The following is a 13673-nucleotide window of genomic DNA, read 5'->3' as shown; positions in this document are numbered from 1 at the left end:
GGATCGCCGCGCTCGTGAAGCAGGCCGTGAGCTGACCCCCTCGCCCCGACGGATACCAGGCCCACGAAGCCCCCGCCCGGTGACCGGGCGGGGGCTTCGTGGGCCTGGTATCCGTCGGGGCGAGGGGGTCAGCTCACGGCCTGCTTCACGAGCGCGGCGATCCGCTCCTCCACCTCGGCCGTCACCTCGGCCAGGGCGAAGCCGGCCGCCCACATCGTGCCCTCGTCCAGCCGGGCCAGGTCGCTGAAGCCGAGGGTCGCGTAGCGCGCCTTGAACTTCTCGGCGCTCTGGAAGAAGCAGACGACCTTGCCGTCCAGGGCGTAGGAGGGCATCCCGTACCACAGCTTCGGCGCCAGGACCGGGGCGGCGGCCGTGATGACGGCGTGCACGCGCTCGGCCATGATCCGGTCCGAGTCCTGCATCTCGGCGATCTTCGCGAGGACCTCCCGCTCCGCCTCCGCCGCCTTGTCCGCACGCGAGCTGCGGCGCGCGGCCGTCTTCAGCTCCTGGGCGTGGTCCTTCATCGCGGCCCGCTCCTCGGCCGTGAATCCCTCGTGCGTGCTGCCGCCGGTCTTGCTCATGCCGGATCTCCTCCGTGAGGTTCTCGATGCGCGCGCCTTGAGGGGGACCTTAACCCCACCCGCCGACACGACCCCCGTCGATGCGTCACAAGTAGAGATCGCGCAACAGCGTTTGTCCAAGGCTTGGTTGCAACCCACAGGCGGCGTTCGCCGCCGGCGCGAGCGGCGCGCCCCCGGACGGGGCGCACTCCCTGCTTTCGTGACGGGCCGCGACCGGTGCAGCCCGCCGACGAGTGACAACCCAAGGTTGACACTCGCGCGACTGTCAACCTACGGTTGCACTCATGACGAACCCATCCGTGGAACCCGTTCGCATGACCAATCCGGTACGCCTCGACGACCTGATCGAGGCCATCAACAAGGTTCACACCGACCCCCTGGAGCAGCTGAGCGGCGCCGTCGTCGCCGCCGAGGCCCTGGGGGACGTCGCGGACCACCTCATCGGCCACTTCGTCGACCAGGCCCGCCGCTCCGGCGCCTCCTGGACCGACATCGGCCGCAGCATGGGCGTCACCCGCCAGGCGGCCCAGAAGCGCTTCGTCCCCAAGGCGGACAAGGAGGGGGCCGCCGCGCTCGACCCGAACGCGGGCTTCGGCCGCTTCACCCCCCGCGCCCGCAACGTCGTCGTGACCGCGCAGAACGAGGCCCGCGCGGCCGGCGGCACCGAGATCCGCACGGACCACCTGGTCCTGGGCCTGCTGGCCGAACCCGAGAGCTTCGCGGGGCTCGCCCTGGGCGCCCAAGGGGTCACGGCGGACGGCGTGCGCGCCGCCGTGGCCGCCGTACTGCCCCCGCCCCAAGCGGAGGTCCCCGACCTCATCCCCTTCGACGCGTCCGCGAAGAAGGCCCTGGAGCTCACCTTCCGCGAGGCCCTGCGCCTGGGCCACGACTACGTCGGCACCGAACACGTCCTGCTCGCGCTCCTGGAGCTGGAGAACGGCGAGGGCCCGCTCAGCGGCCTCGGCGTGACCAAGGCCGCCGCCGAGGCGACCGTCACCGAAGCCGTGGCAAGCGCAGTCGGCGGCGCCGGGGACGCGCCGTAGAAGAATCCGCCTCCTCCGTCAGCGCGTAGCGCTTCACGTACGCGCCGAGGAAGGCCTGCAGCGTGGCGATGGCCGGGATCGCGATGAGCGCCCCGACCGCGCCGAGCAGGGCGGTGCCCGCGATGACCGATCCGAAGGCGACCGCCGGATGGATGTCCACGGTCTTCGAGGTCAGCTTGGGTTGCAGGACGTAGTTCTCGAACTGCTGGTAGACCACCACGAAAGCGAGGACGTACAGCGCGTACCAGGGGTCGACGGTGAAGGCGATCAGGACCGGCAGCGCACCCGCGAGGTACGTGCCGATGGTGGGGATGAACTGCGAGACCAGTCCCACCCACATCGCGAGGGCGGGCGCGTACGGCACCCCGAGCACCGCCAGCAGGATGTAGGTGGCGATACCGGAGATCAGCGCCATCAGCCCGCGCGAGTAGAGGTAGCCGCCCGTCTTGGCGACGGCGATCTCCCAGGCGCGCAGCACCTCGGCCTGCTTGGCGGGCGGCAGTACGGAGCACAGCGCGCGCCGCAGCCGTGGTCCGTCGGCGGCGAAGTAGAAGGAGAACAACCCGATCGTCAGCAGCTTGAAGAGTCCGCCGAGCACGGTGGCGGACACGTCGAGCACGCCGGTCGCGCTGTTCTGCACGTACTTGCGCAGCCAGTCGGAGCGCAGCATGCTGTCCTGGATCTCCAGCCGGGACAGCTCGGTGTCGAACGTGGTGTTGATCGAGTTGATCACCCGGTCGAGGTAGCCCGGGAATCCTTCCACCATCTCGATGATCTGCCCGGCGAGCATCGAGCCGAGCAGCGCGAGGAAGCCCGCGGTCACGATGAGCACCGCGAGGAACACCACGAAGGCGGCGAGCCCGCGGCGCACCCCGCGGGCCGCCATCCCGGACACCGCCGGTTCGATCGCGAGCGCGAGGAAGAACGCGATCAGGATGTTGACGAGCAGCCCGATGAGCTGGTGGAAGGCCCAGCTGCCGAGCTGGAAGCAGGCGACGAGCGCCAGTACGAGGACCACGGCGCGCGGCAGCCAGCGCGGCATCCGCTCCTCCGCCCCGCCGGGGGCCGCACCGGCCGGGGGGCTCCCTGCGCCGCCGGAGCCGGTCTGCGGGACGGGACCGCCGGGGGCTACCGGGCGTCGCGGGCCGCCGGGGTCCTCAGCGCCTCGATCGGAGGCCGGGTCGGAGTCCGGTCCGGGGGCCGTCGACCGGCTGCCCGGCCGCTCGCCCCGGACGTCGGCGGTCTGGTCGTCGGTCGTCGTCTCATCACTGGCTGCCACGCCGCCAAGTCTGTCCCACCGGCCGCCCGAACCACGAAGCGAGCCGGCGGCGTCAGCGCAGCGAGGCGGGCACGTCCATCGCCGAACACACCGCGCGCCACACGTCCTTGGCCTCCCAGCCCGCGTCCAGCGCCTGGTGGACGGTACGCCCGCCCAGCTCCGTCATGACGTGGTCCCGCGCGAAGGAGTCGGCGTAGCCCGCGCCGAAGTGCTCGGCCATCCGCTCCCAGAAAATCGTCAACCGCATGCCCCCAGTATCCCGCCCCGGGAGAGTGCACCGGCCGCGTTCGCCCCTCCTGGCCGCACCGCCGCGTCCTAGGTTGCACGCATGCCCGGAGACGAAGCTTCCCCGCAGACGTCACAGCCCCCGCAGTCCCCGCACGCCGTGCCGCCCCCGCAGACCGCGCAGACCCCGCTGGCCCGCGCGGAGCAGTTCATCTGGCTCACGGCCCGCGTGCTGGAGCAGCGGAGGTTCGCGTTCCACTTCCTCGGCGGGGACGCCGACCAGGTGGACACCGCCCTCGGTTCGTACCTCAACGGCGACGGCGGCTACGGTCACGCGCTCGATCCGGATCTGCGCGGTCCGCTCAGCCAGCCCCTGCACACCGCGCACGCGCTGCGCGTGCTCGACAGCCTGGGCCGCTGCGCCGGACAGCGCATCGAGCGGCTCTGCCGCCACCTGACCTCGGTCTCCACCCCGGACGGCGCGCTCCCGGTGGTCTTCCCGGCCCCGCGGGCCTACCCGGCGGCCCCGTACCACCCGGTCTACGACGCCCCGCCCGGCGAGCTGCTGACCACGGGCCCGGTCGTCGGCCTGCTGCACCGCAACCGGGTCTGGCACGCCTGGCTCTTCCGGGCCACCGACTTCTGCTGGGACCGGGTCGAGAGCCTGCGCCACTCGCATCCGTACGAGGTCCAGAGCGCGGTGGCCTTCCTCGACGGCGTCCCGGACCGGGCGCGCGCGGCGGCGGCCGCGGACCGGCTGGGCCGGCTGGTGCGCGCGCAGAAGCTCGCGGTGCTCGATCCGGGGCGGCGCGGGGAGTACCCGCCCGCCCCGGGCTACGCACCGGGCGAGCTCCTCTTCCCGCACGACTTCGCGCGGCGGCCCGAATCGCTGGCCCGCGGCTGGTTCACGGACGACGAGATGCGCCGCTCGCTGGACCACCTGGCCGCCGCGCAGCAGGGGGACGGGGGCTGGCCGGTCCGCCGCGAGGCCTGGGCTCCGGGGAGCTCGCTGGAGCGGCGGCCGATCGCGACGCTGGAGGCCCTGCTGACCCTGCGGGCGTACGGGCGCCTGCCGGGCGGGGTCAGCCTCCCAGGGCCCGTACCCCCGCGGTGACGACGACGGCGGCCGCGACCACGACGAGGAACGGCGCCCGCAGCAGCAGGGCCAGGCCGGCGGCGGCGAGCCCGGCGGCGCGGGCGTCGACGACGAGGGCGGATCCGGTGCTGAAGGTCTGCTGGGCGGTGAGCGCGGCGAGCAGCGCGACCGGCAGCAGGGCGGCCAGACGGCGCACCAGCGGCCGCTCCAGGGCCCCGGCGGGAACCAGCAGCCCGGCGAGCTTGACGGCGTAGCAGCCGACGACGGTGAGTCCGATGGCGATCCAGACGTTCACGGGCGGCGTCCCTTCGTCCACAGCACGACGGGGGCGGCCAGGGCCGCGATCAGCACGGGCACCCCGGCGGGCAGCACCGGCAGGAAGCCGAGCCCGAGGACGAGCGCGAGGGCGGCGACGGCCCGCTCGGTGGCGGTCTTCAGCATCGGCGCGAGCAGGGCCAGGAACACGGCGGGTCCGGCGGCGTCCAGCCCCCACGTTTTTGTGTCCCCGATGGCCTCGGCGCCGAGCGAGCCGAGCAGCGTGGTGAGGTTCCACAGCACGTAGAGACTGAGCCCGGTGACGGTGAAACCGAGCCGGGCCGACTTCCGGTCGGGCTGGGCCAGCGCCACGGCGGTGGTCTCGTCGATCACCCAGTGCGCGGCGAGGGGCCGTACGGCGCGCGGCAGCGCGAGGAGCTGTGACAGCCGCAGCCCGTAGAAGGCGTTGCGGGTCCCGAGGAAGAAGGCCCCGGCGGCGGCGGTGAACGGATTGCCGCCCGCCGCGAACGCTCCGACCAGGGCGAACTGCGAGGCGCCGGTGAAGACGAGCAGGCTCAGCACGCAGGCCTGGAGGGTGCTGATGCCGGCCCCGGCGGCGGTCACCCCGAAGGCGAACCCGGACAGCCCGACGGCCACCCCGACCCCGAGCGCGTCGCGGATGACGGCGGCCCGCGGCCGCCCGTCAGGTACGGCTGTCTCTCGTATCTCTGGCTCTGTGACCAGCTGCTTCTCTCCCACGCCCCGAAGCTACGCGGAGTCCGGGCGGATGGTCTTGTACGTTCTTGCGCGCCCCCGGCCGCCCTGGTCGGCCCCGGCGCGGCGGGAGGAGGACTACACGGCCCGTTCGCGCCGGTACGCGCCCGGGGGGACCCCCACGATGCGGGTGAAGTGCCGGTTCAGGTGCGGCTGGTCGGTGAAGCCGACGGTGACGGCCGCCTCCGCCGGCGGGGTGCCCGCGTCGAGCAGCCGGCGGGCCCGGCGGACCCGGGCGTCGGTCAGCCAGGTGTGCGGCGGCATCCCGTACTGCTCGCGGAAGGACCGCAGCAGCGCGAAGGGGCTGGTTCCGAGGTCCGCCGCCAGCTTCTCCAGCGACGGCGGGTCTGCCATCCGCTCCGCCAGCACCGCCCGGGCCCGTTCGGCGTCGGCGGCGCCCGCACGCCGTACCGTGCGGGCCGGCAGCGGGCCCGCGTGCCGGGTCAGCATCCGTGCCACGACTGCGCGCAGCAGCGTGTCGGCGGCCAGCGCGTTGCCGGCTTCGGCGGCCCGGTGCACCTCGGTGATGGTCCGCGATCCGTGCGGGTCGGTGACCACGTCGGCCGTGAAGCCGAGGGTGCCGCGCAGGGTGCCGATCTCGTCGGCGACCTCGGTGATCAGCTCGCGGGAGGGGTAGAGGGTGGCGTACGCCCAGCCCTCGGGGACCCCGGCGCGCGCGGTGTGCGGAACCTCGGGGTTGATCAGGACCACACTGCCCGGTCCGGCGCGCACGACGTGGCCCGGCAGGCCGACCTCCTCGATGCCGCCGGTGACGGCCGCGATGACGTACCCGTCGTGGGCGTGGCGCGGGAACGTGTGGCGTACGTAGTGGGCGCGCAGCAGGTCCAGCCCGGGCAGTTCCGCGTACTGCCAGTGCCGTGCCCACTCCCGGCCGCCCTCTTGCGTCCCCATCCCCCCCATTCTGCGCTGCGCCCGCGACGGACGTTTCCCCAGGTCCGGGACGTTGTCAGTGGCCGGGTGCACGATGGGGGCATGGCAGGCGCTGCGCTCGACTCGTTCTCCCCCGCGACCCGCTCGTGGTTCACGGGGGCCTTCCGTACGCCCACCACCGCTCAGGAGGGTGCCTGGCGGGCGATCGGGGAGGGCTCGGACGTGCTGGTCGTGGCGCCGACCGGCTCCGGCAAGACGCTGGCCGCTTTCCTCGCCGCCCTCGACCGGCTCGCCTCGACCCCGCCGCCCGCCGAGGCGAAGAAGCGCTGCCGCGTCCTGTACGTGTCGCCCCTGAAGGCCCTGGCCGTCGACGTGGAGCGCAATCTCCGCAGCCCGCTGACCGGGATCCGCCAGGAGTCCGTCCGCCTCGGCCTGCCCGAGCCGGACATCCGGGTCGGGATCCGCTCCGGCGACACCCCGCCCGCCGAGCGGCGGGCGCTGGCCACCCGCCCGCCGGACATCCTGATCACCACCCCCGAGTCGCTGTTCCTGATGCTGACCTCGGCCGCCCGGGACGCCCTCGCCGGGATCGAGACCGTGATCCTGGACGAGGTGCACGCGGTCGCCGGGACCAAGCGCGGCGCCCACCTCGCCCTCTCCCTGGAGCGGCTGGACGAGCTGCTGCCGCGCCCGGCGCGCCGGATCGGGCTGTCTGCGACGGTCCGGCCGGTGGACGAGGTGGCCCGGTACCTCGCGCCGCGCGGCAAGGTGGAGATCGTCCAGCCGCCCTCCACCAAGGAGTTCGACCTGTCGGTGGTCGTCCCGGTGCAGGACATGGGCGAGTTGGGGGGCTCGCCGGCGACCGAGGGCAAGGAGGGCGGGGACAAGCCGTCGATCTGGCCGCATGTGGAGGAGCGGATCGCGGACCTGGTGCAGGCCCACCGCTCGACGATCGTGTTCGCCAACTCCCGCCGTCTCGCCGAGCGTCTGTGCAACCGGCTCAACGAGATCGCGTACGAGCGCGCGATGGGCGAGCGGCTGCCGGAGGGTTCGCCCCCGGCCGAGATCATGGCCCAGTCGGGCGCCGCTCTGGGCGCCCCGCCCCTGCTGGCCCGCGCGCACCACGGATCGGTGTCCAAGGAGCAGCGGGCGATCGTGGAGGAGGACCTGAAGGCGGGCCGGCTGCCGGCCGTGGTCGCCACGTCCAGCCTGGAGCTGGGCATCGACATGGGCGCGGTGGACCTGGTGGTACAGGTGGAATCCCCGCCGTCGGTGGCGTCCGGGCTGCAGCGGGTGGGCCGGGCCGGCCACCAGGTGGGCGCGGTCTCCACCGGGGTGGTCTTCCCCAAGTACCGCGGCGACCTGGTGCAGGCGGCCGTGGTCACCGAGCGGATGCGCACGGGGGCGATCGAGTCCCTCCGCGTCCCCTCCAACCCCCTGGACGTGCTGGCGCAGCAGCTGGTCGCGATGGTCGCGATGGACACCTGGCAGCTGGACGACCTGCTCGCCCTGGTGCGGCGGGCGGCGCCCTTCGCCGCGCTGCCGGAGTCGGCGTTCACGGCGGTGCTGGACATGCTGGCGGGCCGCTATCCGTCGGACGCGTTCGCCGAGCTGAGGCCGCGGGTGGTCTGGGACCGGGTGGCGGGGACGATCACCGGGCGGCCGGGGGCCCAGCGCCTCGCGGTGACCTCCGGCGGCACCATCCCGGACCGCGGTCTCTTCGGCGTCTTCCTGGCCGGCTCGGACCCGAAGAAGGGCGGCGGCAGGGTCGGCGAGCTCGACGAGGAGATGGTCTACGAGTCCCGCGTCGGGGACGTCTTCACGCTGGGCACGACCTCGTGGCGGATCGAGGACATCACCCGCGACCGCGTCCTGGTCACCCCGGCCCCCGGGGTGCCGGGCCGGCTGCCGTTCTGGAAGGGCGACCAGCTCGGCCGGCCGCTCGAACTGGGCCGCGCGGTCGGCGCGTTCCTGCGCGAGCTCGGCGGCCTCACCGACGAGGACGCCCGGCTGCGGCTGCTGGCCGCCGGCCTGGACGCCTGGGCCGCGGAGAACGTGCTGTCGTACCTCTCCGAGCAGCGCGAGGCCTGCGGTCACGTCCCGGACGACCGGACCATCGTGGTGGAGCGCTTCCGCGACGAGCTGGGCGACTGGCGGGTCGTGGTCCACTCCCCCTTCGGCGCCCAGGTGCACGCCCCGTGGGCGCTCGCGCTGGGCGCCCGCCTCGCCGAGAAGTACGGCATGGACGCGCAGGTGATGCACGCCGACGACGGGATCGTGCTCCGCCTCCCGGACGCGGACCTGCTGTCCATGGACCTGCTGGACCACGACCCCGCGGCTCCGCAGCCGTTCGAGTTCGACGACGAACAGGCCCCGCTGGGCGCGGCCGACGTCGCCTTCGACCACGGCGACATCAGCCAGATCGTCACCGACCAGGTCGGCGGCTCCGCTCTCTTCGCCTCCCGCTTCCGCGAGTGCGCGGCCCGCGCCCTGCTGCTGCCGCGGCGCAGTCCGGGCAAGCGCACCCCACTGTGGCAGCAGCGCCAGCGCGCCTCGCAACTGCTCCAGGTGGCCTCGGAGTTCGGCTCCTTCCCGATCGTGCTGGAGGCCGTACGCGAGTGCCTCCAGGACGTCTTCGACGTGCCCGGCCTGACCGAGCTGATGGGGGACATCGAGGCGCGCCGCGTGCGGCTGGTCGAGGTCACCACCCCGGAGCCCTCCCCCTTCGCCCGTTCCCTCCTCTTCGGGTACGTCGCCCAGTTCCTCTACGAGGGGGACTCGCCGCTCGCCGAGCGCAGGGCGGCCGCGCTGTCGCTGGACTCCCGGCTGCTGGCCGAGCTGCTCGGCCAGGCGGAGCTGCGCGAGCTCCTCGACGCGCAGGTGCTGGAGGAGCTGGAGCGGGAGCTCCAGTGGCTCACCGAGGACCGGCGGGCCAAGGATCCCGAGTCGGTGGCCGACCTGCTGCGCATGCTGGGCCCGCTGACGCAGGACCAGCTGACCGAGCGCGGGGCGGAGCCGGCCTGGGCACAGGAGCTCGCCGCGGCCCGCCGCGCCATCCGGGTCCGGATCGGCGGCGCGGAGCACTGGGCGTCGGTCGAGGACGCGGGCCGGCTGCGGGACGCCCTGGGCACGGCGCTCCCCGTCGGCGTTCCGGAGGCCTTCACCGAGCCGGTCAAGGACCCCCTCGGGGACCTGCTGGCCCGGTACGCCCGCACCCACGGGCCGTTCACCACGGCCGCCGTCGCCACCCGCTTCGGCCTGGGCACCGCGGTGACCGAGGGCGCGCTGCACCGGCTCGCGGCGGCCGGCCGGGTGGTCCAGGGCGAGTTCCACCCGGCGGGCATCGGCCAGGAGTGGTGCGACGCGACGGTGCTGCGCCGGCTCCGGCGCCGCTCCCTCGCCGCGCTCCGCCAGGAGCTGGAGCCCGTGCCGCCGGCTTCGCTGGCCACGTTCCTGCCCCAGTGGCAGCACCTGGGCGGAGCCCTGCGCGGCCTCGACGGACTGGCCCGGGCGGTCGAGCAGCTCCAGGGCGCCCCGGTCCCGGCCTCGGCGCTGGAACGGCTGATCCTCCCGTCGCGGGTGGCGGGCTACTCCCCCGGCCTCCTGGACGAGCTGACCACTGCCGGTGAGGTGGTCTGGGCGGGCGCGGGAGCCCTCCCGGGCAAGGACGGCTGGATCTCCCTGTACCTGGCGGACGCGGCCCCGCTGCTCCTGCCGCCGCCGCACCCGCTGGACCCGAGCCCGCTCCACCAGGCGGTCCTGGCTGCCCTGACCGGTGGGTACGGCCTGTTCTTCCGCCAGATCGCGCAGTCGATCCGCGCCGAGTTCCCCGAGGTCTCCGACGTCGCCCTCTCCGAGGCGGTGTGGGACCTGGCCTGGTCGGGCCGGCTCACCAACGACACCCTGGCTCCCCTGCGCTCGCTCCTGGGATCGGGCCGCACGGCGGGCGCGACGGCCCACCGGGCCCGGCGCACGGTCCCCCGCGGCCGGTACGGCACGCTCAGCGCGACCGTGTCCCGTACCGGCCCGCCCACGGTCTCCGGGCGCTGGTCGCTGCTGCCGTCCCAGGCTCCCGACCCGACCCACCGGGCCCACGCCCTGGCCCGCACCCTGCTGGACCGGCACGGCGTGGTCACCAGGGGCGCGGTGGCGGCGGAGGGCGTCGAAGGGGGCTTCAGCGCGGTGTACCGCGTCCTGTCGGCCTTCGAGGACAGCGGCCAGGCCCGTCGGGGCTATGTGGTCGAGGGGCTGGGCGCGGCCCAGTTCGCGATGGACGGCGCGGTGGACCGCCTCCGGGCCGCGGAGCGGACCCCGCCCCCGCTGGCGGCGGTGGTCCTGGCGGCCGCCGACCCGGCGAACGCGTACGGCGCGGCCCTGCCCTGGCCCGAGCCCCCGGCCGGGGCCACCCACAAACCAGGCCGCAAGGCGGGCTCTCTGGTGGTCCTGGTGGACGGCGAGCTCACCCTGTACCTGGAGCGTGGCGGCAAGACCCTGCTGGCCTGGCCCCCGCCGGAGGATCCCCGGCTGGCGGCCGCCACGGCCGCCCTGGCCGCGGCCTCCCGCGCCGGCACCCTCCCGGCCCTCACCGTGGAACGCATCAACGCGGCAGCCGCTCTGACCTCCCCCCTGGGCCGGGCCCTGGAGGCAGCCGGTTTCCACGCCACCCCGAGGGGTTTGCGCTTGCGTTCCTGACCACTGCAAATCGGCGCCGACTGTTCCGCTCACGTCCTGGACATGTCACAGAACCGTTGTGGGCCGCCCCCTGGGCTGGCACAGCCGCTTACTCATCCTTTATCAAGATGATCACAGGCATTGCATTGGCGATGCACCTCATGGGGGAGCAGAAGAGTGAGCACCATCAGCATGCGTACCACCACCCTCGGCGCGGTCGTTCTGGCGGTCGCCGGCACCCTGGCCCTGACCGGCTGCAAGAACGGCAACGAGGAGCTGGCCCCCGCGCAGCCGAGCGGTTCCGCCTCGGCCGGAGCCCCGACCCCCTCGCCCGACGGCCCGTCCGCCTCGGCCAGCCCCAGCGCCACCGGCCCCACCACGGGCGGCAGCGAGGCCCCCGCCGGGGCCAACGGCACGGCGAAGTCCGGCCAGACCTTCAAGATCGGCGAGGCCGCGGAGATCCCGTTCAGCTACGGAAGCAACAAGGGCGGCCAGATCGCCCTCACGGTCACCGCGATCGAGCAGGGCAACCCGGCCGACCTGGACGTGCTCAAGCTCGGCGACAAAGTGAAGGGGATGATCCCGTACTACATCCGCTACTCGGTCAAGAACACCGGCACCACGGACCTGTCGCACTCGTCCGTGACCCAGGTCAAGGGCCTGCTCGGGGACGGCACCGAGGCCCAGCGCCTGTCGATCATAGGCAAGTTCGAGAAGTGCCCGAACGAGTCGCTGCCGAAGGGCTTCGTCAACGGCCAGACGCAGACCAGCTGCGCGGTGGCCCTCGCCCCGTCGGCCCAGACGAAGGTCACCGCGGCCGAGTACTGGGGCAACCCCTACAGCTACCCGAACAAGGGTCTCGTCTGGAAGTGATGAGCGGGCCCTCAGGCCCCTCTGACACCCCCGGCCCCTCTGGTACCTCCAGCCTCACTAACACTGGACCCACTGGACTCTCCGGCCCCTCAAACCCCTCCTGACCCAAAGAGCCCCTGCGGCACACCTCGCCGCAGGGGCTCGCTCCGTTCACCCGGACCGCCGTTGAACCCGGACCGCCGTTCGCCCGGCCCACGGGGCCGCCGCGCCTACCGGAACCCGGTCCCCAGCAGACCGCGGCGGGCGACAATGGCCCCATGCCCGAAGGCGACAGCATCCGGCGCGCGGCGACCCGTCTCCACGCCGCCCTGGCAGGCCGCGAACTCACCCGCAGCGACCTCCGCGTCCCCCGCTTCGCCACCGCCGACCTCACCGGCCGCGTCACCCTCGACGTCACCCCCCGCGGCAAACACCTCCTCGCCCGCTTCGAGGGCGGCCTCACCCTGCACAGCCACCTCCGCATGGACGGCGCCTGGCACGTCTTCGCCGCCGGCGAGAAGTGGCGCGGCGGCCCCGCGTACGAGATCAGGGCCGTCCTCGGGACCGCCGACCACACCGCCGTCGGCTACCGCCTCCCCGTCCTGGAGCTGCTCCGCACCGCCGACGAGGACCGGGCCGTGGGCCACCTCGGCCCCGATCTCCTCGGCCCGGACTGGGATCCTGCGCGGGCCGCCGCCAATCTGCTCGCGGCCCCCGAGCGCCCCCTCGGCGAGGCCCTGCTCGACCAGCGCAACCTCGCCGGCATCGGCAACATCTACAAGGCCGAGCTCTGCTTCCTGGCCGGAGTCACGCCGTGGACACCGGTCGGCGCGCTCCCCGAGGCGACCCTGCCCCGCCTGGCCGCCGCCGCCCACCGGCTGCTGTCCGCGAACACCGGCGAGCGGCCGGGCCCCCGCAACACCACCGGCAGCCGCCGCCCGGGCCAGAACCTCTTCGTCTACGGCCGCTCCCACCGGCCGTGCCTGCGCTGCGGCACCCCCGTCCGCGAAGCCCCCCAGGACGACCGCCCCACGTACTGGTGCCCCCGCTGCCAGCCGGGCCCGACACCGTAGGCGGTGTCTAGGGGACGGGACGCACCGGTTGACGCTCCGTCAGATCCGGTCGTACCGTCCCGGCATGCCCACACCCACAGCCTCGTACGACCTCACCGGCCGCACCGCCCTGGTCACCGGCGCGGCCAGCGGCATCGGCCGCGCCACCGCCGTCCTCCTCGCCGAAGCGGGCGCGCACGTCCACTGCGCGGACCGCGACGAGCAGGGCCTCACCGAGACGGCCGCCCTCGTCACCAAGGCCGGCGGCGCCGCCACCGTCCATCCCCTCGACGTCACCAACCGGGCGGCGCTCCGGGCGGCCGTCACCGCGGCGGGCCCGCTCGACATCACGGCCGCCATCGCCGGGGTCATGCACACCAGCAGCGTTCTGGAGACGACCGACGAGGACCTCGACCGGGTCCTGGACGTCAATTTCAAGGGGGTGCTGCGCACCTGCCAGGAAGCCGCCCGCAGCATGATCGCGGCCGGCCGTCCCGGCTCCATCGTCACCATGGCCTCCGGGGCCGTGGACGCCGCCCAGCCCGGCCTGCTGTGCTACAGCGCCGCCAAGGCCGCCGTGGTGCAGCTGACCAAGACCCTCGCCACCGAGGCCGGCCCGCACGGCATACGGGTCAACGCCGTCGCACCGGGCTGGATCCGCACCCCGATGACCGGCCGCCACAGCCCCGAGGTCCAGAAGCGGACCGAGGCGGCGATGGTCCGCATGTCCCCGCTGCGCCGGGTCGGCGAGCCCGAGGACATCGCCCAGGCGGTGCTCTACCTGGCCTCGGACGCCTCGTCCTTCATGACGGGTCAGATCCTTCGCCCGAACGGCGGAGTGTCGATGCCCTGGTGACCGCGGAACTTCCGGCGGCCCCGGCACCCTCCGCACCCCCGCCGGCACCAGCCGACCGCCGCGCCTTCCGCACCGGGCCCGGTACACAGTGCACCGGC

Annotated in this window: 12 protein-coding genes; 6 read left to right on the top strand and 6 right to left on the bottom strand. The window is 74.0% G+C overall.

Features of this window, described 5'->3' with window-relative positions; translation table 11 throughout:
- Nucleotides 1-128: 128 nt before the first annotated feature.
- Nucleotides 129-581, bottom strand: a complete 453-nt coding sequence (locus PV721_RS33615; protein ID WP_319731048.1) for a DUF1801 domain-containing protein — start codon at nt 579-581, stop codon at nt 129-131.
- A gap of 284 nt (nt 582-865) precedes the next feature.
- On the opposite strand from PV721_RS33615, the gene PV721_RS33610 reads away from it, so the two are divergent.
- Nucleotides 866-1624 carry a Clp protease N-terminal domain-containing protein gene (locus PV721_RS33610; RefSeq protein ID WP_319731046.1) on the top strand — a complete coding sequence of 253 codons (759 nt, stop codon included), beginning with the start codon at nt 866-868 and terminating at the stop codon, nt 1622-1624.
- On the opposite strand, the gene PV721_RS33605 is transcribed toward PV721_RS33610, so the two are convergent.
- Both PV721_RS33605 and PV721_RS33600 read right to left on the bottom strand, forming a co-directional pair.
- Entirely contained in the window at nt 1575-2903 is a 1329-nt protein-coding gene (locus PV721_RS33605; protein ID WP_319731044.1) for an AI-2E family transporter, read from the bottom strand. The genes PV721_RS33610 and PV721_RS33605 overlap by 50 nt on opposite strands.
- A 52-nt stretch (nt 2904-2955) precedes the next feature.
- Complete coding sequence (locus PV721_RS33600; protein WP_030154244.1) at nt 2956-3150, bottom strand: DUF3046 domain-containing protein; 195 nt, start codon at nt 3148-3150, stop codon at nt 2956-2958.
- 81 nt (nt 3151-3231) lie between these two features.
- Between PV721_RS33600 and PV721_RS33595 the strand changes: the two genes are divergently transcribed.
- The gene (locus PV721_RS33595; RefSeq protein ID WP_319731039.1) at nt 3232-4242 is read left to right on the top strand and encodes a hypothetical protein; all 1011 of its coding nucleotides are present in this window, start codon (nt 3232-3234) and stop codon (nt 4240-4242) included.
- Here PV721_RS33595 and PV721_RS33590 read toward each other — a convergent pair.
- The 3 genes from PV721_RS33590 to PV721_RS33580 form a co-directional block, all read right to left on the bottom strand.
- On the bottom strand, nt 4211-4519 hold the full coding sequence (locus PV721_RS33590) for an AzlD domain-containing protein (protein WP_030010743.1): 309 nt from the start codon (nt 4517-4519) through the stop codon (nt 4211-4213). The genes PV721_RS33595 and PV721_RS33590 overlap by 32 nt on opposite strands.
- A complete protein-coding gene (locus PV721_RS33585; RefSeq protein WP_319731050.1) occupies nt 4516-5223 on the bottom strand; it encodes an AzlC family ABC transporter permease in 708 nt (235 codons plus the stop codon). Before PV721_RS33585 ends, PV721_RS33590 begins: the two co-directional genes overlap by 4 nt.
- A gap of 108 nt (nt 5224-5331) precedes the next feature.
- Nucleotides 5332-6165 carry an AraC family transcriptional regulator gene (locus PV721_RS33580; RefSeq protein WP_319731037.1) on the bottom strand — a complete coding sequence of 278 codons (834 nt, stop codon included), beginning with the start codon at nt 6163-6165 and terminating at the stop codon, nt 5332-5334.
- 81 nt (nt 6166-6246) lie between these two features.
- On the opposite strand from PV721_RS33580, the gene PV721_RS33575 reads away from it, so the two are divergent.
- The 4 genes from PV721_RS33575 (at nt 6247) to PV721_RS33560 (ending at nt 13575) form a co-directional block, all read left to right on the top strand.
- The gene (locus PV721_RS33575; protein ID WP_319731035.1) at nt 6247-10836 is read left to right on the top strand and encodes an ATP-dependent helicase; all 4590 of its coding nucleotides are present in this window, start codon (nt 6247-6249) and stop codon (nt 10834-10836) included.
- 156 nt (nt 10837-10992) lie between these two features.
- Nucleotides 10993-11688: a hypothetical protein gene (locus PV721_RS33570; RefSeq protein ID WP_319731033.1), complete on the top strand. Its 696-nt coding sequence runs from the start codon at nt 10993-10995 to the stop codon at nt 11686-11688.
- A 257-nt stretch (nt 11689-11945) separates the two neighbouring features.
- Nucleotides 11946-12740, top strand: coding sequence for an Fpg/Nei family DNA glycosylase (locus PV721_RS33565; protein ID WP_319731031.1), 795 nt, complete (start codon nt 11946-11948; stop codon nt 12738-12740).
- Nucleotides 12741-12804: 64 nt separating this feature from the next.
- Nucleotides 12805-13575, top strand: a complete 771-nt coding sequence (locus PV721_RS33560; protein WP_319731030.1) for an SDR family NAD(P)-dependent oxidoreductase — start codon at nt 12805-12807, stop codon at nt 13573-13575.
- Nucleotides 13576-13673: the final 98 nt, after the last annotated feature.

It is taken from the genome of Streptomyces sp. MB09-01, from assembly GCF_033794505.1.
Lineage (GTDB): Bacteria > Actinomycetota > Actinomycetes > Streptomycetales > Streptomycetaceae > Streptomyces.
Note: the sequence above shows the minus strand (reverse complement) of the source record. Positions and strands in the feature narration are given on the sequence as shown.